This is a genomic window from Streptomyces sp. NPDC051172, from assembly GCF_040682555.1.
GTDB lineage: Bacteria > Actinomycetota > Actinomycetes > Streptomycetales > Streptomycetaceae > Streptomyces.
This window is the reverse complement of record NZ_JBFBBE010000087.1, coordinates 15,458-39,497: the sequence shown is the minus strand read 5'-3', so window position 1 is coordinate 39,497 and position 24,040 is coordinate 15,458. Positions and strand designations below refer to the sequence as shown.

Below are 24,040 nucleotides of genomic sequence, written 5' to 3'. Positions count from 1 at the left end.
CGGGGCCCCGGCGCGCCGCGGCCCCCGCACCAACCCCGGGCCCCCCCCGGAACGGGCGCACCGCCCCGGCGGGGGCCCGGTGCCGTCGTGTGCCCTGAGCTCGCTGTGAGAGGCGGCGCAGGCGTGTCGGAGGTCGGACGCCGGGTCGCTGCCTCTCGGCGGGTGCTCTGGGGCGTGCCCGGCGGGTTGGAGTGTGCCTTACGGAGGTGGTCCGGTGAGGGAGGCGGCGTGAGCGCCGGATGGGCTGGGCCGTGGTGTCTCCGCGGGTGTCCCGGGGTGCGCTTGGCGGGTAGGAGTGCGGCCTTCGGGGGTGACCCGGTGGAGGAGGGGGCGTGCCAGGGGTGGGCCGGGACGTGGCGTCTGCGTGGTCCTGTCCGGATGCGTTGCCGAGGCCAGGTCTAAAACTGACGGACGTTATTGACAGGTGGGTCTCCCGTCCCTCGGAGACCCCCATGACCCCGCTCGGGGCAGCCGGGAAGCGCTGTTGGCCATAGCCGACCTGATCCAAACGACAGGCCCCTAGGCCGCCGCGTCCCCGCGGGTGCCCCGGCCCGTGCCCGCCGCGTCGGACAACGGCCCTTCCAGGGTGCGTCCGGCGGCGTCCGCCCCCTCGGTGCTGCGGCGGCGCGGGCCTGGTAGCAGCAGGCCCGAGAGCAGTGCGCCGACCGAGACGATCACGGCCGCGGCCGTGAAGGCCGACGACGCGGCGTGCTCGATGCGGTCGCCCGTCGCCCCGGTGGCGAGGTGGGTGCCGGACTCGCGGGCCAGTACCGTGCCGACCACCGCCACGCCCACCGCGTTGCCCAGCTCCTGCATGGTGTCGTTCAGCGCGGCCGCATTGCCCGAGCGTTCCGGAGGGACCAGCGTCAGCACGGTGTCCGTCGCGGGTGCGAGCGCCACTCCGACGCCGATGCCCATCAGGAGCAGGCTCAGCAGGATGCCGGGGTAGGCGTCGGCCGCGGCGAGCGACAGGATGCCCAGGGCGCTGAGGGCCAGCCCTCCTGTCACCGCGCCGCGCGGGCCGGTGCGGCGGGCGGCCCAGGGGGACAGCGCCGAGCCGACGCCGACCGCGATCGCCACGGGGGCCACCGAGAGGCCGGCCCGCAGCGGGGTGTATCCGAGGCCGAACTGGAGGAACTGGGTCAGCACGAACAGAGTGCCGGCCATGCCGCTGAACAGCAGCATGTTGCCCGCGGCGGCCCCCAGGAAGGCGGGCCGGCGCAGCAGCGCGAAGTCCACCATGGGGCTCGGATGCCGCCGCTCCCACCCTGCGAACGCGCCGCCGGCGAGCAGCGCCGCCCCGAACGCCCCGAGCACCGGCGCTGAGGTCCACCCCTCTCCCGAGGCGTGGATGGCGCCGTAGACCAGGCCCACCATCGCGGCCGAGCCCAGGCCGGCGCCCACCGGGTCCGCCGGACGCGGCACGGGTGCCGCCGACTCCGGCAGCAGGACCGCGCCGGCCACGAGCACGACGGCCACCGGCAGCAGGTTCACCAGGAAGACCGAACCCCACCAGAAGTGCGCGACGAGCGCGCCGCCGAGCACCGGTCCCGCGGCCACGCCGAGCGCGGAGGTGGCGCCCCACACGGCGATCGCCCGCGCCCGCTCCCGCTCCGGGAACGCGTTCACCAGGATCGACAGGGTGCCCGGCATCACGAGCGCCGCGGCCACGCCCATCACGGCCCGGGCCGCGACCAGCTGCCCGGCGTCCCGCGCGGCGAGCGCGACCAGGGTGCCCGCGCCGAACAGGGCCGCGCCGAGGAGAGTGGCCCGCTTGCGGCCGTAGCGGTCGGACAGCGTGCCCGCGGTGAGCAGGCAGGCCGCGAAGACCAGCGCATAGCCGTCGACGATCCACTGCGTGGTGCCGATGCCCGCGTGCAGGTCCCGCATCACGCTGGGCAGGGCGACATTGAGCAGACCGTTGTTGAGGATGATCACGAAGAGGGCGAGGGACAGCACCCCGAGCACCCACCAGCGCCGCGGGTCCGGCGGCTCCTCCGGGGGCGGCGGCGCCTGCTTCTCGTACGACTGCATCGCGTCCTGCATCGAGGTCTCCTCGGGCCGGCGAGCGGGCGCCACGACGGCGTGCACCCGGCCACAGCCTGGTGCTCCGCACTGAAGCCGTGGTTGAGCGCGTCCCCGGCCCGCGGCGCAACCGCCGCTACAGCCACCGCCACAAACATGGCTGGCCGCAGGCACCCGCAGGCAGCGACTTTCCGAGGCTTCCAGGACTTCCAGGAGTGGATGTGCAGGACGACCGGGCACAAGCCTTCATGACGACCCTGATCGAGCAACTCGTCGCCGTACGCCCCGAGACCGCGGGCCGCCAGGTCACCGAGCGCTCCCGGCTCACCGGCGACCTCGGCCTGGACTCGGTGGACCTCGCCGAGCTCTTCGAGCGCATCCGGGAGGTGTACGGGGAGGTCGAGATCGCGGACTGGCTGGCCCTGGCGACCCGCGCCGAGGGCGACACCGTCGGCAGCCTCGTCCGGTACCTGGCCCTGGTGCTGCCGGAGGACGCGCCGCAGCCGCTGGTGGCGGGGAGCGCGCGATGACCGTCACCACCCAGGCGCCGGCGCGCACCGACTACGTTGCTCTCGCCACCGAACTTGCCGGGCGTTTCGCCGAGCGGGCCCGGCAGCACGACGCGGACGGCAGCTTCCCGCACGAGAACTTCCGCGAACTCGTCGACTCCGGCTACACCGCGATGACCGTGCCCCGCGAGTACGGCGGCGGGGGAGCCGGTCTCGAGGAGTTGTGCCGGGCGCAGGAGACGCTGGCCACCGGCTGTGCGAGCACCTCCTTCGCCGTCAACATGCACGTCCACGGCATCGCCATGATCGCGGGCATCGGCGGCCCGGCCGCCGAGCAGGCCTACCGGGCGATCGCCCATGAGGGCGCGGTCATCGCGGGCGGCTTCAGCGAGCCCGGCGTCGGCGGCAACTGGTGGCACCCCACCACCAAGGCCGAGCCGGCCCCGGGCGGTTACGTGCTCAACGGGCGCAAGGGGTTCTTCACCGGATACCCGGCCGCCGACCTGCTCTTTCTCTCCGCGGCCCGCACCGACGACCGCGGACTGCCCGAGCCGGTCGGCTTCCTTGTCCCCAAGCCGGAGTGCGGGGTCACCGTCACCGCCGAGTGGGACGCGGCGGGCATGCGGGCCACCGGCAGCCACTCGCTGCTCCTGGACAACCTGTTCGTGGCCGAGGACCGGATGGTCGGCCGGCCCGGTGCGCTGTCGCTGATGTTCATGCAGGGCGTGCACTGGGCCTGGTGCAGCTTCGCCTCCGTGTTCCTCGGCATCGCGCGCGGCGCCCTGGAGCAGGTCGTGGCCGAACAGCGCGGCCGCACCCTGCACGTGCTCGACCGGACCGTCGCCCATCTGCCGGGCGTGCAGTTCCGCGTCGCCGAGATGAGGACCCGGCTCGCGGCCGCCGAGGCGCACCTGTACCAGGCGGTGCGCGCCGACCATGACACCGCGATCGCCGCCGATCCGCTCGGCCACTACATCGAGATGAGTGTGATGAAGAACAGCGTCGCCCGCCTCGCGCACGAGGTGGTCGTGCTCGCGATGCAGGTCCAGGGCGGTTCCGCGCTGCTGTCCGGGCACCCGCTGCAGCGCGCCTACCGGGACGTGGTGGCCGGGCTGCTCGTTCCGCCGAACTCCGACGTGACCGCCGAGTGGGCGGGCAAGCACGCGCTCGGAGTGCCGGTCTTCGCCGAACCCCGCTGGGAGGGCTGAGCGCCATGGCCACCGCCGTACACGCCACCACCACCGTCGACGACACCGAACGGGCCGCGCGCTGGGCCCGGTTGGAGGACACGGCGCGCGAACTCGCCGGCCGGTTCGAGGAGCGGGCCAAGGAGGGGTACGACTCCGGCGAGTTCGTCGGCCGCAACATCCGCGACCTCGTCGAGGCCGGGATCACCGCGGTCAACGTCCCTGGGGACATGGGTGGTCTGGAGGCCACCCTGGAGGAGAACACCCGGCTGCTGAGGATCATCGCCGGCGGTTGCGGCTCCACCGCGTTCACGCTAGCCATCCACGCCGTGCTGACCGGCTCGATGCGCAGCGACCTGAGCGTGGCCGTGCGCGAGCGGATGTTCGGCGCGGTGCGCGACGGGGCGTTCGTCGTCGGGCCGTTCACCGACGAGGGCTCGGGCGGCAACTGGGTGCGGCCCTCGACGACGGCCCGCCGCATCCCGGACGGGTTCGTCCTGGACGGGCTCAAGCACTTCGCCACCGGCTACGACGCGGCCACGCACCTGGTGGTCACGGCGGGCCTGGACGACGAGCACCTGGAGCCGCCGTTCAACCTCGCCGCCTTCTTCGTCGAGAAGCCGGAGCACGGCATCGAGGTGGTCTCCCGGTGGAGCGGTTTCGCGCTGCCGTCGACCGGCTCCCACTCGCTGAAACTGGACGCGCTGCACGTCGACGCCGACGACTCGGTGTTCCCCGACGGGCTGACCCCGCTGTTCGTGATGGCTCGTCAGCAGTGGGGCCACTACTGCTTCGCGGCCGTCTTCCTGGGTCTCGCGGAGCGGGCGTACGAACTGGCCGTCGAGCGCACCCGGGGCCGGTCCACGACCGCCGTCGCCGATCTCGCCCGGCTGCCCGGCATCCAGTTCGCGGTGGCCCGGATGCGCTCCTCGCTGGCCACCATGGACGCCCTGCTGACCGAGTACGCGACCCGGCACGTGGACCCGGGCGAGGACCTGCCCGCGTTCGTCGCCGACACCTGCGTACCGAAGTACTACATCACCAACGAGGCCGAGCACGTCGTGGCCACCGCCTTCGAGGTGATCGGCGGTTCCGGCATCCGGGAGGGCTCCCGCATCGGCCAGATCTGGCGGGACGTCAAGGCCGGCCCGCTGCTGCCGTTCACCAATGACATGGCCCGCGAGTTCATCGGCAAGGCCACCCTGGGCATCAGCCCGGTCGAGACCCCGAGGTGGGTGTGATGGCGACCTCCACGACCACGGACCGCAGCGGCGCGCTGGACCCGAGCCGGGTGCCGATCGACAACGAGTACTACGAGGAGGTGGGCGACGACTGGTGGAACACCGAGGGACCGCTGCGGGCCCTGCACGAGATGAACCCGGCCCGCACCGGCTACTTCGACCGGATCCTCAAGGCCCGTTATCCCGACCGCCCGGCCGACGCGATCCGTGTCGTCGACCTGGGCTGCGGTGGCGGCCTGGTCGCCGAGAACCTCGCCGCCCGCGGCTACCGGGTCACCGGCATCGACCTGTCGCCGGGCACGGTCGAGGCGGCCCGCAGGCATGCGGCCGCCTCCGGGGTCGAGGTGACCTACCAGGTCGGCTCCGCCTACGGCACCGGACTTCCGGACGGCTGTGCCGAGGCGGTCGTCGCCTCCGACGTGCTGGAGCACTTCCACGACCTGCCCGCCGCCCTCACCGAGATCGAGCGGCTGCTCGTCCCGGGCGGTGTGCTCCTTTTCGACACCGTCAACCGGACCGTCCGCAGCTACCTGCTGCTCATCCTGGTCGCCGAGAAGCTGCTCGGCATCATCAAACCGGGCACGCACAACTGGAAGATGTTCATCCGTCCCGCCGAGCTGCGCGCACTGCTCGGCAACGCCGGGATACGGCTGGCGGAGACCCGTGGCCTCGGCCCGTCCCGTCCGCTGCCCGCGCTGCTGCCCGGCCTGCTGCGCCACCGCCGGCTGGGCGACTTCACGCTCACCGGCGACGTCTCGGCCAGCTACATCGGGCACGCCGTCAAAACCGGCCCGTCGGCTGCCGCAGCCGGCTGAACCCGGCGCCGCACCCTTCCCGCGAACAACCCCGCGAAAACCCCGCGAGCACCTTGCCAAGGACAGGACAGCCATGGTCTCCATACGCTCCGCCAGCGTCGCCGGCACCGAAGTCGGGGCCGAGCCCGCCGCCGTACGACAGCTCCTGCTCGACGTGGTGGGCTGCGGTCTGCTGATGCCCGGCGTGGAAAGCCTCACCGCCGAGGGCGACGGCATCTACCACTACGTGCTGGCCACCATCTCCAACGGTGCCGTCAGCCACACCCCCGACCACCGCGCCCGCTTCGACACCAGCGACCCCGCCCGGATCCGCTGGGAGCCGGTCGGCGTGCACAACTTCCGCTCCTGGGGCGAGTTCCGCACCACGCCGGGCAACGACCCCGGCACCACCTACCTGGAGATCGACACACGCTCCGAGGCCGACGTGGAGATCGCGCCCGTCGTGCTGCCGCTGGTCGAGCCGTTCGCCCGGCAGCAGAGCGACCAGGTCACCGAAGGATTCCTCGCCGCCATCAAGGACCGGCTGGAATCGGGCGCGAGGGCGGCGGCATGACGACCGTGACCGAGGAGCCGGCCGCTGCCGGACCGACCGCGGCCCGCGGGGTGGCGAAGCTGCTGGCGCTGCGCACCGCCGCGCCCGACACCGTCGTACCGCAGCAGAGCGCCTTCGACGCGTACTACCGCGAGGTGTACCGGGACGTGCCCAAGGCCGAGGAGATCTTCCGCGGTTCCGGGGTGTCCCAGCGGCACATGGCGTGGGACCCGCGCACCGCCTACACCGACGGCTTCCCGACCATCAAGCCGCGCATGGCGGCCTGGGAGGAGAACGTCCTCGCGATGAGCCGCACCACGGTGGGCGGGGTCCTCGAGGACGCGGCGGACGAACTCCGCGAGCGGATCGGCACGTTCGTGATGGCCAGCTGCACCGGATACGCGGGCCCCACCCCGGACATCCTGCTGGCCAAGGAGTTCGAGCTCCGCCAGGACCTGCGGCGCACCTTCATCGGGCACATGGGCTGCAACGCCGCCTTCAACGTGCTCAAGACTGCCTTCGACGCCCTGGCCGCCCGGCCCGGCGAACTGGTCCTGGCCGGCTCCGCCGAGGTCTGCTCCGTCCATCACCGGCCCGAGTTCACGGCCGAACAGGCCGTCGTCAACGCCCTGTTCGGGGACGCCGGCGCCATGACGCTGCTGGGCGCCGACGACGGCGGGCCCGGGCCGGTGTTCCTCGGCACGCACACCGAGACCCACCCCGAGACCACGCACGCCATGAGCTGGCACATCGAGGACCTCGCGTTTCGGATGACGCTCTCCCCGTATGTGCCGTTCTACCTCGCCGAGAGCATCGAGCCGTTCGTCAAACGGCTGCTCGCCCCGCACGGCCTCGACGTCGGCGACGTACAGCACTGGGGCGTGCACCCCGGAGGGCCGAAGATCATCGACTTCGTGGGGGAGAAGCTGGACCTCACGCCCGAACAGCTCGCCCCCTCCCGGGCGGTGCTCGCCGAGAACGGCAACTGCTCCTCGGCCACCATTCTGCTGATCCTGGACCGGATCCTGCGCACCTCGCGGCCCGCGCCGGGCGAGCGAGCCGTCCTCATGGCGTTCGGCCCGGGGCTGACCATGGAGTCCGCGCTCGTCCGCTTCTGATCCAGCCGCGCTCCCCGAACCCCGATCCCGATGGGACACCCCGCCATGACGACGAGTGCACTCGAACCCCGCTGGACCACCCCCGACCTGCACGCCGCGATCAAGGACCACTACGACGGACTGATCGAACTGTACGAGGACCTGTGGGGAGAGCACATCCACCACGGGTACTGGGCCGAGTCGGAGCCCGACCCCGGACGGCACGCCGCCCAGGTGCGCCTCGTCGAGGAGCTGATCGCGTTCGGCCCGGTGCCCGAGGGCGCCCGGGTGCTGGACGCCGGCTGCGGCATCGGCGCCTCCGCCGTCCACCTCGCCGCACGGCTCGGCTGCACGGTGGACGGCATCACCATCAGCGCCGAGCAGATCGGACGGGCCGAGACCAAGGCCGACGAGGCCGGGGTCGCGGACCGCACCACGTTCCGGCTGATGGACGCCATGCACACCGACTACCCGGACGACACCTTCGACGTGGTGTGGGCGCTGGAGAGCTGCGAGCTGATGCCCGACAAGAGGGCGTTCCTGGCCGAGTGCCTGCGCGTCCTCAAGCCGGGCGGCACGCTCCTGGTCGCCACCTGGTGCGCCCGCGACGACGCGCTCGCCCCCGACGAGACCCGGCTGCTGCACCGCATCTACCGCGACTTCGTGGTCTCCCACGTGCTGCCCCTCGACCGGTACGGCGTCCTCGCCGACGAGCTGGGCCTCACCGGCATCCGCACCGCCGACTGGTCGGAGCGGGTCTGGGACACCTGGAAGCTGTCCACCGACATCGTCAAGCCGGTGGTCCGCGACCCCTCCATGATCTGGAAGCTGGTCCGCGCCAAGGGCATGGACATCTTCCGGTTCCTCAACTCCGTACCGCTGATGAAGCAGGCCTACGAGCGCGGTGTGATGCGCTACGGCGTGCTGCGCGCGACCAAGCCGCTGTGATCCGGCGCCCATCCCACCTTTCCTCCTGGAGCTGACGATGACGACAACTGCCGCTCCCACGGCGTCCGTCGAGTCACTGGTCGCCGAACTGCTCTCCCAGCAGTGGCTGATCGACCTGTTCGCCGAGCTCGCCGAGCGCCAGCAGGCCTCGACCGCCGCCACCGAGAAGCTGCGCGCCCGCGACGCCGCCACCCATGTCTTCTGGCCCTTCCACTCCCCGCAGTTCCCGCTCGTGGTGCGGGAGGCGCACGGCAGCCGCATCCTCGACGCCGACGGCAACACCTACGTCGACTGCCATCTCGGCTTCGGCGCCCAGGCGCTGCACGGACACAGCCCCGAGCCGGTCGTGGAGTACGTACGCGAGCAGCTCGCCGCCACCACCGGCAACGGCTACTGCCACCCGGTCGAGGCCCAACTCGTCGATCTGCTCGGTGAGTTCGTGCCGCACTGCGAGAAGTTCGCCTTCCTCAACTCCGGCACCGACGCCACCGCCGCCGCCATCCGGCTCGCCCGGGCGCACACCGGCCGGCGGATGGTGGCCAAGTTCGAGGGGTCCCTGCACGGCGTGCACGACCTGGGCATGCACAACACCGCCTTCTGGTACCACGGCCACCCGACCCACCCCTTCCCCGGCAACGCGCCCGACGGCGGCATCGAGCGGCAGTCCGCGCTCACCGGGGTACCGGTGGCCGAACCGCGCGATCTGCTCGTCCTGCCCAACGACCCCGCGCGCGCACTGGAACTGATCGAGCGTCACAGGAACGAGCTCGCCTGCGTGATCACCGAGGCGGCGTCCTCCTCGTTCCCGTTCGTCGAGCACACCGTCCCGCTGCTGCGGTCCGTGTCCGAGCGGTGCCGGGCGCTGCGGATCCCGTTCGTCCTCGACGAGGTGCTCACCGGCTTCCGGTTCGGCCCCGGCGGTGCCGCCGCCCACTTCGGCATCGAGGCCGACCTGTACACCTACGGCAAGGTCCTCAGCGGCCTCGGCATCCCGCTGTCCGCCGTCGGCGGCCGGGCGGCGCTGCTGGACCACACCCAGACCTCCGGTCTGCCGCTGACCGACATCGGCCGCAAGACCTGTGTGCAGACCACCCACGCCGGCAACCACCTGGCGCTGTCCGCCTCGTACGCCAGCCTGCGGCTGCTGCACGAGCAGCGCGACACCTACTACACCGAGACCCGGGCCAAGGTCGACGGCATCCAGCGGCGCCTGGCCGGCTTCCGCGACGAGACCGGCATCCCGCTGCGCCTGGTCGGATTCGGCGACTTCATCGGCTCGTTCGGCTTCCTGGAGAAGGAGAGCTACGACGACTACCGCACTTTCGCGGGCGCGGTGAACCCGATCGCCTTCTTCCTGCTCACCCTGATGCTGCGCCGGCGCGGCTTCTACACGCTCAGCCTGCCGATGCTCTTCACCGGCGGTGCGCACAGCACCGAGGACCTGGACGCCCTGGTCGACGCGGTCACCGACGCGGCCCGCGAACTCGGCCGGCACGACTTCCCGTTCGTCCTGCCCGGGGCCGACGGGGCATGAGCGCCGGCGGATCCGACGAGCGGGCGGACGCCGTGGTCGTCGGGGCCGGGCTCACCGGTCTGGTCACCGCCGTCCGCCTGGCCCGTGCCGCCGGGTCCGGCCGCCGGGTGCTGCTGCTCGAAGCGGGCGGCGAACCCGGGGGCCGGGCCCGCACCACGGAACACCACGGCTACCGGCTGGGTCTCGGGCCGCGCGCCCTGTACCGCACCACGCGGGACGAACTGCGCGCCCTGGGCGTCCGGGTCCCGGGCGGTGAGCCGGACCTCACCGGCTCCCTCGCCCTGCGCGAGGGCCGCCTGCACCCCGGCTACGCCGCGCCCGGCCCGTTACTGCGCACGGCACTGCTCGCACCGCGCGAACGCATCGCCGTGGCCCGGCTGTTGGGCCTGTCCCGGGGCCGCCCCTGGCTGGCCGGCACGGACGCCGCGCAGTGGCTCGCCGACCGCCTGCCCACGGAGCGGGCCCGGGAGGCGGCCTTCGCCGTGCTGCGCATCAGCGCCTACGTCGGCCGCCCCGAGATGATCGACGCCGAGGCGCTGGCCGCGCACTTCGCCGGCGTACGGCGCGGGGTGCGCTACGCCGACGGCGGCTGGCGCACGATCGTGGACGCGCTGCTCGCCCGCGCCGAGAGCCTGGGCGTACGACCGCGTACCGGCAGCCGGGTCACGGCGGTCGAGGGCGGGGCACGGCCGCGGGTGACCATGGCGGACGGGCGCGGGATCCGGGCCCGGACCGTGGTGCTGGCGGGACTGCCGCAGCGGGCGGCCAACCGCCTGCTGGACCACCCCGAGCCGGCCGCTCCGCCCGGCCGGTCCCTCCACACCGCCTGCCTCGACGTGGCCCTGAGCCGGCTGCCGGACCCGCACCGCACCCTGGTCTTCGGCGTCGACGAACCCCTCTACCTGTCCGTCGTGTCACAGTCCGCCCGCCTTGCCCCGCAGGGCGGCGCCGTGCTCCACCTGGCCCGTTACGACGACGGGGCCGGGCTGGGCGCGACCGAGGTGCGCAAGCGGCTGGACGAACTGCTCGATCTGTGCCAACCGGGCTGGCGCGACGTGCTCGTCCACGAACGGTTCCTGCCGCGGATCACCACCATGACCGCCGTACCCGAGGCGCGGTCCGGTGGCCTGGCGGGCCGCCCCGGGCCGCGCGTTCCCGGTCATCCCGGAGTGTTCGTCGCCGGCGACTGGGTCGGCCCGCGCGGTCTGCTCGCCGACGCGTGTGTGCTCAGCGCGGCGCGGGCGGCCGAGGCCGCGGCCGGGAGGCTGTGACGGCGGGACAGGCAAGCCCCCTACAGACAAACGGAGTTGTCATGCGTCCGATCCGAATCGCCGCCCTGGGTGGCTCGTTGCGTGCCGGCTCGGTCTCCGCGGCCGCACTGCGCAGCTGCGCCGCGCGGGCCCGCCGGGCGGGCGCCGAGGTCACCCTGCTGTGCGGGCCCGAACTGGTGCTGCCGCCCTACGACCCGGAGGCGGGCACCCGCTCGGCGGCGGAGCTGCGGCTGCTGGCCGCGCTGCGTGCCGCGGATGGTGTCCTGCTGGCCAGCCCCACCTATCACGGCGGCATGTCCGGACTGCTGAAGAACGCGCTGGATCACACCGAGGCACTGGCCGGCGACTCGCCCGGCTATCTGGACGGTCGGTCGGTCGGCTGTCTCACCGTGGCGTGGAACGAGGTCGCCGGCGCCTCCGCGCTCGCCGCCCTGCGCGCCTCCGCGCAGGCGCTGCGCGGCTGGGCCGTGCCGATGGGCGTGGTGGTGTCCGCGGGTACCGCGTTCACCCCCGCCGACACCTGCGAAGACCCGCGCGCCGCCCGCCGCCTCGACATCCTCACCGACCAGGTCCTCGACTTCGCCCGTATGCGGCGGGGCGGCGACAGGGAGGCCGTGCCCGTCGCGGCCGGGGCGGGGATGGCGCTGTAGGCGGGCGGGACCGCCGACGCTGCCGACACGATACGTCCGACGCCCCCGGGGCGGCTGCAGGCCTGCCCCGGGGGCCTCGGCGTGTGCGGCGACGAGTGTGTGCCGGGTCGCCGGGGCGGCGCCCATCATGATGGCCGGGCACTCCCTCCCCTGGTTCCCTCAGGGAGTGCCCGGCCTGCTGGTGGTCGCCGTGGTGCGGTGGAGCTACTCGGGGGCGGTGGGACGGATCGCGGTGAGGGGCAGGGTGCGGCGGTCCTCGGTGCGGGCCGCGGCCAGGAGCGCGCGGCCCTCGTCCGTCATCAGCTCGGGGCGCCACGGTGTGCCGCCGTCGAGTTCGACCGTCACCGCGGTGACCCCTTCGACGGCGCCCACCTTCTGCTCGACCGACTGCATGATGGTCGGCACCGCCATGCAGAACGGCGCGGTCAGACTGATGCGCACCGTCGCCCGCCCGTCGTCGGCCACCGCCACCTCGCGCACCAGGCCGAGATCGACCAGGCTCATCGGCCGCTGCCAGGACTGACTGCAGGGGTCGTACACCTCGTGCAGCGCCGTGTGCACCTGTTCCGGTGTGACGGTCGCCGGGACCGCGGCGGCCGCGCCGCTCACGACGCCGCCCCGGCCGTCGCCGTCCACAGCTCGGGCTGCGACTCGCGCCAGTAGGTCCACATCGGGCGGTTCCCGCCGTGTTCCGCGCGGTGCCGGGCGAACTCGTCGTCCCGGATCCCCTCGGCCGCCGCGGTCAGGTCGATCCCCGCGATGCGCGCGTAGTTGCCGGCGAGGAACGCCGCCCGCTGCTCGGGGGTGATCTGCTCCAGGCCGTACCGCTCCAGGATCCGGTCGGAGAAGGTGAGCCGTGCCATCTTCTCCAGCACCGGTTGCGGGTGGAAGTGCAGTGCCCCGGAGGCGTAGATGATCTTCTCCGCACCGCCGAGCGAGATCAGCTGGGCCAGCGCCTCCTCCACGTACCCCATGCCGTGCGCCAGGATCGCCGAGGTGATCTCCAGGTTGGCGTAGACGTTGGGCAGCCGCATCAGTGCCATGGCGACCTCCTCCACGAAGGGCGGGAGGCCGGCGTGCACGATCTCGAAGGAGAGGTCGATGTGCCGGATGGCGACCGCTTCGAGGTCGTCGATGCCGAACGGGCCGAGCGGCACCAGGCCGTTGGGCACGATCTTGTGCAACGCGATGATCTTGATGCCGAGTTCCTTGGCGAGCTCGAACAGCGGCGTGAAAGAGGGGTCGTCCAGGCGCCAGCTCACGTCCGGGGAACCGGCGTTGGGGTACATCTTGATGCCGATGGTGCCCGGCACCCGCGCCACCTGCTCGCGCAGGTCGCGCAGACAGGCGTCGATGCCCAGCGCGGGGTTGATACCGGCGTAGGGCACGATCCGCCGGGGCCACTTCTCGGCCAGTACCTGGTTCTTCTCCCCGTTGCACAGACCGTCCTCGAAGACGCTGTCGATGCGCAGCCGGTGGTTGACGGCCATGTCCACATCCGACTCGGTGAACATGGTCCAGGCGAGCAGTTCCGGCGGCCAGTCGGTGCAGAACACCTCGCGCGGAATGCCGGAACCCGCGGTCGCGAAGCGCTCATGCATGCCCCAGAGCATCTCGCGCAGCGCGAAGGCGTGCAGGTTGGGGAACTCGCCGTCCTTGCGCAGATTGCTGTCCGCCACGTTGTACGGGTGCACGGTGGCGTCAATCACGAACATGTTGTCGATCAACTGGATCTCCCGTCAGGGCGATGGCCGACCGCGCGGACCGCACGGCGCGGTCCTGGGCGAGCGCGTGCGGCCGAGTCTGTGCCCCTCGCCTTCAGCGGGGCTAAAGCGGTCGCCAGAACACTGGGACCACCGACGGAAGGTGACGATCCATGTTCTCTGCCCTGGGCTCCACGCTGCACGTCAGGCGGCGTGTCAGTCTGTTACTGGCGGTTCTCGCCGCCGTCGCTGCCGCCCTCTTCGGCGGCAGCGTCGACAAGAGACTCACCAACGGACTCTCCGACTACGACGACCCGGGCGGCCCCAACGTCGCGGCCCGCCGGATCATCCAGCAGGCCACCGGCGTGGACGCCCAGCAGGGCTACGCCGTGCTCGTGCGCACCGACGCGGCCCTCGACCCCAAGGCCCCGCTGCCCGCCCCGGTGGCCGCCGCGGTCGCTCTGCTGCGTGAGCGCCCCGAGGTCAAGCAGGTCGTCGACTTCGCCTCCGCGGCCGACCCGGCGCTGATCAGCAGGGACGCCCACAGCACGGTCGTCCTCGGCACGGTCGCCCCCATGCGGGAGAAGGACACCGTCGACGCGGAGAAGGACCTCCAGAAGGCGATCGCGGACGACCCCGAGCTGAAGGGCAGGGCCTGGCTCGGCGGTTCGACGCCGGGCCACGTCCAGGTCGCCCGGGTGTCCAACGAGGACCTCGCCAAGGCCGAGAGCCTCGCGCTGCCGTTCATCCTCATCCTGCTCGTCCTGGTGTTCCGGGGCGTGGTGGCCGCGCTGGTGCCGCTCGTCGGTGCGGTCGTCACCCTGCTGCTCACCCTGGCGGGACTGCGCGTCGCCACCCTGTTCATGGACGTGTCGACGGGGGCGCTCAACCTCGCCTTCGCCCTGGGCCTCGGCCTCGCGGTCGACTTCGGGCTGCTCATCGTCTCCCGCTACCGGGAGGAACTGGCGGTCCACGGGCCGGGCCGCGAGGCCGTCGCGCGGACCGTGGCGAGCGCCGGGCGGACCGTGTTCTTCAGCTCCCTGACGGTGGCCGCGGCGCTGGCCGCGATCACCGTGTTCCCGCACCCGTATCTGCGGTCGATGGGTCTCGCCGGCGTCATCACGGTCGTATCGGCGGCGCTGTTCGCGCTGCTCGGGCTGCCCGCGCTGCTGGCGGTGCTCGGGCGGCGGGTCAACTCCCTCGCGCCGCGCCGCTGGCAGCGCGACAACGCCACACGGGACGTGGCCGGCGACCGATGGCACCGGATCGCGTCGGGCGTGATGCGCCGTCCGGTGGTGATCGCGATTGCGGCGACGGCGGTGCTGCTGCTCGTCGCAGCGCCGGTGGCCGGCCTGAAGTTCACCGGGGCCGACCCCTCGACGCTGCCCGCCTCGACCAGTGCGGGCAAGGTGTCCCGGGCCCTGGCCGCCGACTTCGAGAAGCCGCCGGCCGCGCCGCTGCAGATCGTCCTCGACACCCCGGCCGGCGGCGCGGCGCTGACGTCGTACGCGCAGCGGATCGGCGCCGTCTCCGGTGTGGAGTCGGTGGGCGCCCCGTTCCGTCTCGACGAGCGGCACTGGGAGATCGACGCCGTGCTGCGCGGCACCCCGCTCGGCACCGTGGCCAAGGACGCTACGGCGAAGGTGCAGGACCTTCCGGCACCGGTGCGCGCCCGCTACACCGGCGTGAGCGCCGACTTCCTCGCCCAGAAGTCCAGCATCGGCGACAAGGTGCCGCTCGCCGCGGCCGTCCTCGCGCTGATCACCCTCGTGCTGCTGTTCGCCTTCTCCGGTTCGGTGATCCTGCCGTTCAAGGCGCTGCTGATGAACACGCTCTCCACCGGTGCCGCGCTCGGGTTCCTGGTCTGGGTCTTCCAGGACGGCAACCTCGGGTTCACGGCCCAGAACGGCATCGAGGCGACCACTCCGGTCCTCGTCTTCGCCCTCGCCTTCGGCCTGTCCACGGACTACAACGTCTTCCTGCTCGGCCGGATCAAGGAGGGCAGGGGAGCGGGCCTCGACGACCGTGAGGCCGTGGCCGAGGGACTCGCCAGAACCGGGCCGATCGTCACCTCGGCAGCGGCGCTGTTCTGCCTCGCGGTGGGCGCGCTCGCGCTGTCCCGGCTGGTCTTCGTGCAGGAGCTGGGACTCGGCACCGCGTTCGCCGTGCTGGTCGACGCGACGCTGGTGCGGGCGCTGCTGGTGCCCTCACTGATGGCGCTGCTCGGCAGCGTCAACTGGTGGGCGCCCGGCCCGCTGCGCCGACTGCACACGAGACTGCGGCTGGACCGCATGGAGCCGCCGGAGACCGGACAGGCCGCACTGCCCGCCGCCGGACCGCAGGAGCAGGAGCAGGCGCAGCGGTCCGCGGTGAGCACGACCTGACCGGGCGCCCTGGACCAGCCAGGGGGCGCGGACGGGGACGGCCCGGGGCTCGCATCGGCGGGTTCCGGGCCGTGGTGTGTGCGCCCCCGCGCCCCCCGCGTTCCCCGCGCGCCCGTCCCGATCCGGCCATTTACGCTACGGGCGTTGCGGAAATGCCCTGCCCCTTCCTACCCTGAATAACGAAACGGCCGTAGCGAAAAGACGGTCCGGCGCAACGACGACGAACAAGGAGCGGACGCATGACAGCCCCCGCACGCAGAGGGCGTCCCCGCAGCGAGGACGCCGACGGACGGATCCTCGAAGCGGCACGGGAGCTGCTGTTCGCGCGGGGATACGACCAGTTCGTCATGGACGAGGCGGCCGTGCGGGCGGGGGTCGCCAAGACCACGCTCTACCGTCGCTGGCCCACCAAGGACCATCTGCTGGTCGCCCTCGTCGCCAAGATCCAGGACGAGGTGCCGGTCGACGACACGGGTGACATCCGCGGCGACCTGAACGTCTACCTCACCGCCATCGTCACCGGGCTCAACCGGATGCGACGGGTCGGCCGGACCGGCGACCACGACGACCGGTCGGCCGGAGTGATCGCCGAACTGGTCGCCGCTGCCGCCCGGCACCCGGACGTGGGCGAGGCCGTACGGGGCCTGTTCGCCCGGCGCAACACCCTCGTCCTCGCGCTGCTCGACCGGGCCCGTGAGCGCGGCGCCCTGCGTGCCGGCACCTCGTCCACGGTGCTCTTCGACCAGCTGGCCGGAGCCCTCTACTACCGGCTCCTCGTCACTGGCGAGCCGATCGACGCCGCCTACGTCGAGGAACTGGTCGACCACGCGCTGGCCGGAGCCGGTGCCACCCCCCGTCCAGAGAGGACCTGACCATGTCACCGACACCCCCCACCGGCACCGCGCCCGCAATGATGTCGAGCGCCTCCGTCGTGGCACCGGCCGGGAAGTCGCGCCGGCGCCGGAAGTGGCCGCTGCTCTCCGCGGCCGCGCTGGTCGCCGCCGTCGGGAGCTACACGCTGTGGACCCATACCCATCCGGTACGGCTCACCGCGTCCGTCGAGATCAAGGCCGAACCGGAACAGGTGTGGAGGGTCCTGACCGACTTCTCGGCCTATCCGCAGTGGAATCCCTTCATGACCAAGGCCGAGATCACCTCCGACGACGGCCGTCTGCGCGCCGGCGCGAGGATGCGCAACCGGCTGGAGCAGCCGAGTGGGACCTCCACGTTCAACCCCGAGGTCCTCGTGGCGCGGCCCGGCCGTGAGCTGCGCTGGCTCGGAAAGCTCGGCCCCGGCTGGCTCGTGGACGGCGAGCACCGCTTCCTGATCGAACGCGCGGGTCCCGGCATCGTGCGGCTCACCCAGAGCGAGAGCTTCAGCGGGGCCCTGGTCCCCATCGCCGAGAGCAAGCTGCGCCACGAGACGCTGCCCCAGTTCCGGGCGATGAACACGGCACTGAAGAAGCGCGTGGAGTCGGCGCCGCGCTGAGCACGACCGGCTGCCGGCCCGCGCGGACGGACCGGCGCAAGAACCACTTAAGGGCGGCCGGAAAGGATCCGGTCGCAAGGTACCGATCACGAGGGCCAGGTGAGACAGATGTCGGCCAGGAACGGGCAGGCTGCGCCGGACACCGACGAGATGATCGTGGTGCACCGGCTCTTCAGGCAGGAGTACACGGCCGCGGTGACACTGGTGCGGGAGGTCGGCGCCGGTGACAGCGCGCGGAGCGCCGTCGTCGCGGACCATCTCGCGGCGCTCGGCGCCGTGCTGACGGAGCATCACCTCGCCGAGGACGAACTGGTCTGGCCGAGGCTCGCGGCCGACCCGGCCGTCGACCCGGCCCTGACGGCCCGCATGGAGGAACAGCACGAGCGGATAGCCGAGGCCCTCGGCCGGCTGGAGTCGGCACTGCCGCACTGGCGTCAGAGCGCCGACCCCGCGCTGCGGGACACCGTCGCGGACGCCTGCGCCGAGCTGCTGCCCGCGCTGGACGCCCACCTCGGCGACGAGGAGGAGCACATCCTGCCGTTGGTGCCGGGCCGGTTCACCGCGACCGAGTGGGCGGTGCTCAGCGAACGCGGCCGGGCCGCCGTACCCAAGGCGCACCGGCTCTACATGCTCGCCGCGCTCGGCGAGGCCGCCGGTGACGACCGCCGGGACGAGTTCCTGGGCCGGCTGCCCGGACCCGTCCGGCTGATCTACCTGATCGCCGGTCCGCGCCTGCGCCGACGCACCAAGGCACGACTGCACGGCACCCGCACGGCGCACGGCGCGAAGGTGTCCTCGCCGCCGTCGAAGTCGTCAGCGAAGTGACGCCAGGCCTCAAGCAAAGGCAGCGAAGTGAGGAAGAGCCCGTGACCGCACCCGTAACGACCAGGCCCGTGCCGGCCGACCGGGACGAGGCGCTGGACCGCGTCCGCACCCTGCATCGCACGGACCGGCTCGCCGAGGAGTTCCCGGCCCTGCCCGGGCTGCTCGCCGTACTCGCCCACGGCCCCACCGCGGCCGGTGACCTGTCCCGCGCCGGCCGGCTGCTCGCCCGCGTCGACCCCGACGCGATCCACTCCCGCCACCCCGACGCGGTGCCGCTGACCGTCACCGTGTCGGGCCACGGCACCCTGGACGCGCTCACCGGCCCGCTCACCGCCGAACTCGCCCGGCACGGAATCCCGTTGCGTGCCGTCCTCGGCGACCACGACTCCTGGCGGCGTGACCTCCAGGACACCGACGGACCGCTCTACGCCCAGGACACCGACCTCTCGCTGGTCCTGCTGGACGCCCAGCTCGTCTTCGACGAACTCCCGTCGCCCTGGCGGGTGTCGGACGCCGCCGAGCTGGCGGCGGCGAAACTGAAACTCGTCGAGCGGCTGGCCGAGACGTACGTCCGCGAGGGATCGGGAACCCTGGTCCTCAACACCCTGCCGCTGCTGACCGGCCAGCTGCGGCAGTTGGTCGACCACCGTTCGCGGACCGAACTGTCCGTGCTGTGGCGGGAGTTCAACACCGGTCTGCTGAAGCTGGCCCTGCGGCACGCGCGGGTGCACGTGGTCGACCTGGAACCACTGGTCGCCGAGTCCGGGCCGGTCCGGGACAGCAGGCTCGCCGTCTACACCAAGGAGCACCTGGGCGCCGAACTGCTCGGCCGGTACGCCCGCGAGATCGGCCATCTGGCCCGCGTCGTGCGCGGCCGGACCAGGAAGGTGCTCGTCGTCGACCTCGACAACACACTGTGGGACGGCGTCCTCGGCGACGACGGACCGGACGGCATCGCAATGGCCGGCAGCTATCGCGGAGAGGCCTTCGCCGCCTTCCAGAAGGTGGTCCGGCAACTCGGCTCGCAGGGCGTGCTGCTCGCGGTGTGCAGCAAGAACGACCAGGAGCCGGTGGAGCGGGTGCTGGCCGACCATCCGGACATGGTGCTCCGCCCCGACGACTTCGTCCGCGTCACCGCCAACTGGCGGGCCAAGGACGGCAATCTGCGCGAGATCGCCGGGCGGCTCAACCTCGGCACGGACAGCCTGGTCTTCGCCGACGACTCGCCCTTCGAGTGCGGTCTGGTCGCCACCAGCCTGCCCGAGGTCGCCCTGGTCCGCCTCGACGAGGAGCCCGCGCTGCACATCGACCGGCTGCTGGCCGACGGGTGGTTCGACACCCCGGAGCTGACCGAGGCGGACCGGCAGCGGGCCGGACAGTACCGGGCGGACGCGGGGCGCAGGGAACTGCTGGACTCGGCGGCCACACCGGAGGACTACCTCCGGGCCCTGGACGTACGGGTCACGGTGTCCCCGGTGACGGAGCCGGACGTGGCCCGCATCTCCCAGATCACCCTGCGCACCAACCAGTTCAACCTGACCACCCGCCGGCTGCAGCCCGCCGACGTGCGACGGCTGCTGGAGCTTCCCGAGCACCTGGTCCTCGCGATCCGCTCCCGGGACCGCTTCGGGGACAACGGTCTGGTCGGCGCGGTCTTCGCGGAGCGCACCGCCGACGGACTGCGCATCGACAACGTCCTGCTGAGCTGCCGGGTCTTCGCGCGCGGCATCGAGCAGTCGGCGCTCGGCGCGCTCCTCGCCCACGCCCGGGACACCGGAGCGCGGTCGGTGTCGGCCGCGTACCGCCCCACCGCGAAGAACCACAAGGTGCGCGGCCTCTACCCGTCCCTCGGCTTCGCGACCGTCGGCGAAACCCCGGAAGGCGCCCTGGACTTCGTCCACACTCTCGGCGAACTCCCCCCGATCCCCGACCACGTGACCCTCGACGCCACCTTCGCCGCCCGCCTGCCCTAGGCCCGCCGAACCTCCCGGCCCCGCCCGCCCCCCGGATGCGCCACGGCGTTCCACGTCCCCCGTCGCGACGTGCCGCATCCCGCCCGGGCGGGGCCGGGAACCCACCCGCCATCCGCCCGACGCCTGCCGCCCACCATTCCCCCGTGGCGGGCGGCAGGCCCATGTGCGGTGCCGGTTCGCCCGAAGTGCCCAGCGCAAGCGGCGCCTTAGCGGTGCGCACCAGCATCGAAAACGTCCCAACACCCCTCGCCGGCGCCACGCCTGCGGATCTCGGAGAGGTCAGGCAAAGACGTTGACAAGCTTCCGAACCTTTACGGAACTGGTCCTGGATCGTGCGGCCGAGCTCGGTACCGAGGACGCCTTCATCTTCCTGCCGGACGATGCCAACGGATCGGCCCCGGACCACCTTTCGTACGCCGGACTCGACCAGGACGCCCGTCGCATCGCCTCCTGGCTCCAGGCGAACGGCGCCGCCGGCCGGCAGGTGCTGCTGCTTTACCCGTCGGGCAACGACTTCGTCAAGGCGTTCACCGGATGCCTGTACGCCGGCTCCGTCGCCGTGCCCGCCCCGCTGCCCACCGAACAGGGCCAGCACTTCACCCGGGTCTCCGGCATCCTGCGCGACGCGGAGGTCCGCGCCGTTCTCACCGACTCCACGAACGCCCCGGAGATCTCCGCCTGGCTGGCCTCGGAGGGCATGACCGACGTGCTCTGCCTCGCCACCGACAGCGCGGAGTACGGCGACCCGGGCGCCTACACCGTGCCGGACCTGAACCCGGAGCACCTCGCCTTCCTGCAGTACACCTCGGGCTCGACCAGCGACCCCAAGGGCGTCATGGTCTCGCACCGCAACCTGCTGGCCAACGAGGCCGCCATCCAGCGGGCGGCCGGCACGAGTTCGCGCTCCCGGTTCGGCGGCTGGCTGCCCTTCTACCACGACATGGGCCTCATCGGGCATGTGCTGCACCCGCTCTACGTCGGCGGCTCCGCGGTTCTGATGTCCCCGGTCTCCTTCCTGCGCCGCCCGCAGCGCTGGCTGAAGGTGTTCGCCGACTACGGCGCCAACCTCGGCGGCGGCCCCAACTTCGCGTACGACCTGTGCGTGCGCCGGGTCACCGACGAGCAGCTCGCCGGGCTCGACCTGTCAGGCTGGGAGTGCGCGGGCAACGGCGCCGAGCCGGTCCGGGCCGAGACCATCAAGGCGTTCTCCGAGCGCTTCGCCCCGGCCGGCTTCCGGCCCGAGGCGTTCTTCCCCTGCTACGGCATGGCCGAGACGACCCTCCTGGTCTCCGGCACCCCGCGCGGAAGGCGCCCCGCGATCCGCACCGTCGACCCCGCGGCCCTGGAGCAGGGCAGGTTCGCCGACCCGCAGGACAGCAGCTCCGTGCGCACCCTGGTCAGCAGCGGCGTCATCCACGATTTCACCGTGCGCATCGTCGACCCCGACAGCCGCCGGGAGCAGCCCGAGGGCTCGGTGGGCGAGATCTGGGTCAAGGGCGACAGCGTCGCGGACGGCTACTGGAAGCGCCCGCTGACCAACGTCGAGATCTTCGACGCGCACATCGCCGACGGCAGGGGCGGCGAGGACGCCGGCGGCTGGCTGCGCACCGGCGACCTGGGCGCCCTGGAGGACGGCGAGCTGTATGTGACCGGCCGCCTCAAGGAGCTGATCATCTTCGCCGGCCGCAACCTCTACCCGCAGGACGTCGAGCGGGCCGTCCAGTCGACCGACAAAGCACTGGGTATCGGCTCCGGCGCGGTGTTCACCGTGGACACCGACCGGGAGCACCTGGTCGTCGTGCAGGAGGTGCGGGTGAGCGCCGTCACCAGCGATCTGCGCAGCCTCGCCACCGGCATCCAGCGACTGCTCGGCCAGGAACTCCAGATCCCGGCGGGCAACGTGATCCTGGTGCGGCCCGGCACCGTCCGCAAGACCACCAGCGGGAAGATCCAGCGCACCCTGATGCGCAAGCTGTTCCTGGAGGGCGCCCTCACCCCGCTGTACGAGGTGCTCGAACCGGCGGTCCGCCACATCGTCGCCGACGCCACCGGCTCCTCCCTCGCACCGGCGGTCTGACATGCGCGACACGCCCTACCGGCTCGCCGAGGAACTGGACGCGTTCCTCGGCGACCCCGAGGATCCCCGTGGCTGGTTCTCGCACGCGCGCTGCGCCGAACTGGACGAGCAGGAGGAGTTCCCGGCCGGCATCTGCCGTCGCCTGGACGACTGGGGACTGCCCGAGCACTACGTCCCCGTCGAGCACGGCGGCCGGCTGACCGACTACGAGCAACTGCTCCAGGTGATGCGTGCCGTCGCCCGCCGCGACCTGACCGTCGCCGTCGGACACGGCAAGACCTATCTCGGTGGCGTCTGTGTCTGGGTGGCCGGCACGCCGGAGCAGGCGGCCCGGCTCGGCGCCGACATCCGGGCCGGCGTCCCCGTCTCCCTCGGCCTGACCGAACGTGCCCACGGCAGCGATCTGCTGGCCGGTGAGGTGCGGGGCGCCGACAGCGGCACCGGCTGGCTGGTCAGCGGCGAGAAGTGGCTGATCAACAACGCCACGCGGGGCAGCCTGCTGTCCCTGCTCACCCGCACCGACCCGGCCGGCGGCCCGCGCGGATTCAGCGTCCTGCTCGTCGACAAGCGCGAACTGGACAAGGACCACTACCGCCATCTGCCCAAGGTGCACACCCACGGCATCCGCGGCGCCGACATCTCCGGCATCACCTTCCACGACGCACCGGTCGACCGGTCCGCGCTCGTCGGCACCGAGGGCACCGGCCTGGAGATCGTGCTCAAGGCGCTGCAGCTGACCCGCACCATGTGCGCCGCACTGTCGCTGGGCGCCGCCGACCACGGGCTGCGCCTCGTCCAGGACTTCGCCGAGCAGCGCGAGCTGTACGGCCGGCGGCTCATCGACCTGCCGCAGGCCCGGCGGACCCTGAGCACCGCCGCCGCCGACGTCCTGGTGCACGAAGCACTGGCGACGGTCGCCGCCCGCTCCGTGCACACCCTGACCGACGAGATGAGCATCACCGCGGCGGTCACCAAGTACCTGCTGCCCAGCGGCACCGAGGACGTCCTCGCCCAGCTGACCGGGCTGCTCGGCGCCCGCGCCTTCCTCAAGGGAGTCCACGCGGACGGCATGTTCCAGAAGGTGGAACGCGACCACCGCATCGTCGGCCTCTTCGACGGCAACACACTGGTCAACCTCAACTCCCTGGTCAACCAGTTCCGTTCACTCGTCCGCGGCAGGCGGCGCGGCACCGGGGACCTGGCCGGTGCGCAGGCCGCGTACGACCTGTCCGTGCCGCTGCCGGCGCTCGACCCGAGCCGGCTGTCACTGGTGGCCCGTCACGGCAGCGGTGTGCTGGCAGGGCTCGACGCCTCCGTGGCCCGGCTGCACACGCTGGCCGAGGAACGGCCCGGCCTGACCCGGGTGGCCGAGGCGGCCCGGCGGATCGCGGCCGTCGCCGACGACGTGCACACCGACATGGAGCGGTGGCAGGGCCTGGTCGGCGACGTACCGCCCGCCGCGTTCGACACCGCCCGCCGCTACACCCTCTGCCACGCCGCAGCAGCCTGCCTCGGCCTGTGGACGCACAGCGCACCGCTGTTCACCGGCACCGGCACCGAACCGCTGTGGCGGGACGGGCTGTGGCTGCGCACCGCGCTGGACCGACTGCTGCACCGCCTGGGCGAGCCGGACACCGAAGACGCCGAGGCGTACGACGCGCTGCTCGACCACCTGATCACCACCCGGCGCTCCGGCGAACTCTTCTCGCTGCACCCCTACCGGCTGCCCGGGGCGCCGGCCGAGTCCGTGGCCGATGCGACAACCGCAAGGAACTGAGAG

At 72.5% G+C, this 24,040-nt stretch carries 20 protein-coding genes; 17 read left to right on the top strand and 3 right to left on the bottom strand.

The annotated features are described in order from the left end of the window. Positions 1-519 precede the first annotated feature (519 nt). The gene (locus tag AB0N07_RS36620) at positions 520-2,046 is read right to left on the bottom strand and encodes an MFS transporter (protein WP_365842734.1); all 1,527 of its coding nucleotides are present in this window, start codon (positions 2,044-2,046) and stop codon (positions 520-522) included. Between the two features lie 200 nt (positions 2,047-2,246). Between AB0N07_RS36620 and AB0N07_RS36615 the strand changes: the two genes are divergently transcribed. The 10 genes from AB0N07_RS36615 (at position 2,247) to AB0N07_RS36570 (ending at position 11,809) form a co-directional block, all read left to right on the top strand. Next, positions 2,247-2,555, top strand: coding sequence for a hypothetical protein (locus AB0N07_RS36615; protein WP_365842732.1), 309 nt, complete (start codon positions 2,247-2,249; stop codon positions 2,553-2,555). Further along, positions 2,552-3,742, top strand: a complete 1,191-nt coding sequence (locus tag AB0N07_RS36610) for an acyl-CoA dehydrogenase family protein (RefSeq protein ID WP_365842730.1) — start codon at positions 2,552-2,554, stop codon at positions 3,740-3,742. The genes AB0N07_RS36615 and AB0N07_RS36610 overlap by 4 nt, the downstream gene beginning before the upstream one ends. Before the next feature lie 5 nt (positions 3,743-3,747). Further along, positions 3,748-4,962 carry an acyl-CoA dehydrogenase family protein gene (locus tag AB0N07_RS36605; protein WP_365842728.1) on the top strand — a complete coding sequence of 405 codons (1,215 nt, stop codon included), beginning with the start codon at positions 3,748-3,750 and terminating at the stop codon, positions 4,960-4,962. Further along, entirely contained in the window at positions 4,962-5,777 is an 816-nt protein-coding gene (gene ubiG, locus AB0N07_RS36600) for a bifunctional 2-polyprenyl-6-hydroxyphenol methylase/3-demethylubiquinol 3-O-methyltransferase UbiG (RefSeq protein WP_365842726.1), read from the top strand. The genes AB0N07_RS36605 and ubiG overlap by 1 nt, the downstream gene beginning before the upstream one ends. 73 nt (positions 5,778-5,850) lie before the next feature. Next, positions 5,851-6,330, top strand: a complete 480-nt coding sequence (locus AB0N07_RS36595) for a hypothetical protein (protein ID WP_365842724.1) — start codon at positions 5,851-5,853, stop codon at positions 6,328-6,330. Next, the gene (locus AB0N07_RS36590) at positions 6,327-7,427 is read left to right on the top strand and encodes a type III polyketide synthase (protein ID WP_365842722.1); all 1,101 of its coding nucleotides are present in this window, start codon (positions 6,327-6,329) and stop codon (positions 7,425-7,427) included. Before AB0N07_RS36595 ends, AB0N07_RS36590 begins: the two co-directional genes overlap by 4 nt. 45 nt (positions 7,428-7,472) lie before the next feature. Further along, entirely contained in the window at positions 7,473-8,354 is an 882-nt protein-coding gene (locus AB0N07_RS36585) for a methyltransferase domain-containing protein (protein WP_365842720.1), read from the top strand. Positions 8,355-8,391: 37 nt separating this feature from the next. Continuing rightward, positions 8,392-9,888 carry an aminotransferase class III-fold pyridoxal phosphate-dependent enzyme gene (locus tag AB0N07_RS36580; protein ID WP_365842718.1) on the top strand — a complete coding sequence of 499 codons (1,497 nt, stop codon included), beginning with the start codon at positions 8,392-8,394 and terminating at the stop codon, positions 9,886-9,888. Then, positions 9,885-11,159, top strand: a complete 1,275-nt coding sequence (locus AB0N07_RS36575) for an FAD-dependent oxidoreductase (RefSeq protein WP_365842717.1) — start codon at positions 9,885-9,887, stop codon at positions 11,157-11,159. Before AB0N07_RS36580 ends, AB0N07_RS36575 begins: the two co-directional genes overlap by 4 nt. A 41-nt stretch (positions 11,160-11,200) precedes the next feature. After that, positions 11,201-11,809 carry an NAD(P)H-dependent oxidoreductase gene (locus tag AB0N07_RS36570; RefSeq protein ID WP_365842715.1) on the top strand — a complete coding sequence of 203 codons (609 nt, stop codon included), beginning with the start codon at positions 11,201-11,203 and terminating at the stop codon, positions 11,807-11,809. Between the two features lie 204 nt (positions 11,810-12,013). Here the strand turns inward: AB0N07_RS36570 and AB0N07_RS36565 are convergent, their stop codons facing one another. Both AB0N07_RS36565 and AB0N07_RS36560 read right to left on the bottom strand, forming a co-directional pair. Beyond that, positions 12,014-12,418 carry a metal-sulfur cluster assembly factor gene (locus AB0N07_RS36565; protein WP_365842713.1) on the bottom strand — a complete coding sequence of 135 codons (405 nt, stop codon included), beginning with the start codon at positions 12,416-12,418 and terminating at the stop codon, positions 12,014-12,016. Next, positions 12,415-13,524 (bottom strand): amidohydrolase family protein, encoded by a 1,110-nt coding sequence (locus tag AB0N07_RS36560; protein WP_365842711.1) that lies wholly within the window; start codon positions 13,522-13,524, stop codon positions 12,415-12,417. Before AB0N07_RS36560 ends, AB0N07_RS36565 begins: the two co-directional genes overlap by 4 nt. 161 nt (positions 13,525-13,685) lie before the next feature. Here AB0N07_RS36560 and AB0N07_RS36555 point away from each other — a divergent pair, with 161 nt between their 5' ends. From AB0N07_RS36555 to AB0N07_RS36525, 7 genes are all read left to right on the top strand, one after another. Then, the gene (locus AB0N07_RS36555) at positions 13,686-15,896 is read left to right on the top strand and encodes an MMPL family transporter (RefSeq protein ID WP_365842709.1); all 2,211 of its coding nucleotides are present in this window, start codon (positions 13,686-13,688) and stop codon (positions 15,894-15,896) included. Between the two features lie 239 nt (positions 15,897-16,135). Beyond that, positions 16,136-16,768, top strand: coding sequence for a TetR/AcrR family transcriptional regulator (locus AB0N07_RS36550; RefSeq protein ID WP_365842707.1), 633 nt, complete (start codon positions 16,136-16,138; stop codon positions 16,766-16,768). Positions 16,769-16,770: 2 nt separating this feature from the next. Then, positions 16,771-17,385: an SRPBCC domain-containing protein gene (locus tag AB0N07_RS36545; RefSeq protein WP_365842705.1), complete on the top strand. Its 615-nt coding sequence runs from the start codon at positions 16,771-16,773 to the stop codon at positions 17,383-17,385. Between the two features lie 108 nt (positions 17,386-17,493). After that, a complete protein-coding gene (locus tag AB0N07_RS36540) occupies positions 17,494-18,210 on the top strand; it encodes a hemerythrin domain-containing protein (RefSeq protein ID WP_365842703.1) in 717 nt (238 codons plus the stop codon). 41 nt (positions 18,211-18,251) lie between these two features. Beyond that, positions 18,252-20,183: an HAD-IIIC family phosphatase gene (locus AB0N07_RS36535; RefSeq protein ID WP_365842701.1), complete on the top strand. Its 1,932-nt coding sequence runs from the start codon at positions 18,252-18,254 to the stop codon at positions 20,181-20,183. Positions 20,184-20,475: 292 nt separating this feature from the next. After that, a complete protein-coding gene (locus AB0N07_RS36530; RefSeq protein ID WP_365842699.1) occupies positions 20,476-22,260 on the top strand; it encodes a fatty acyl-AMP ligase in 1,785 nt (594 codons plus the stop codon). A 1-nt stretch (position 22,261) separates the two neighbouring features. Next, a complete protein-coding gene (locus AB0N07_RS36525; protein WP_365842698.1) occupies positions 22,262-24,037 on the top strand; it encodes an acyl-CoA dehydrogenase family protein in 1,776 nt (591 codons plus the stop codon). Positions 24,038-24,040: the final 3 nt, after the last annotated feature.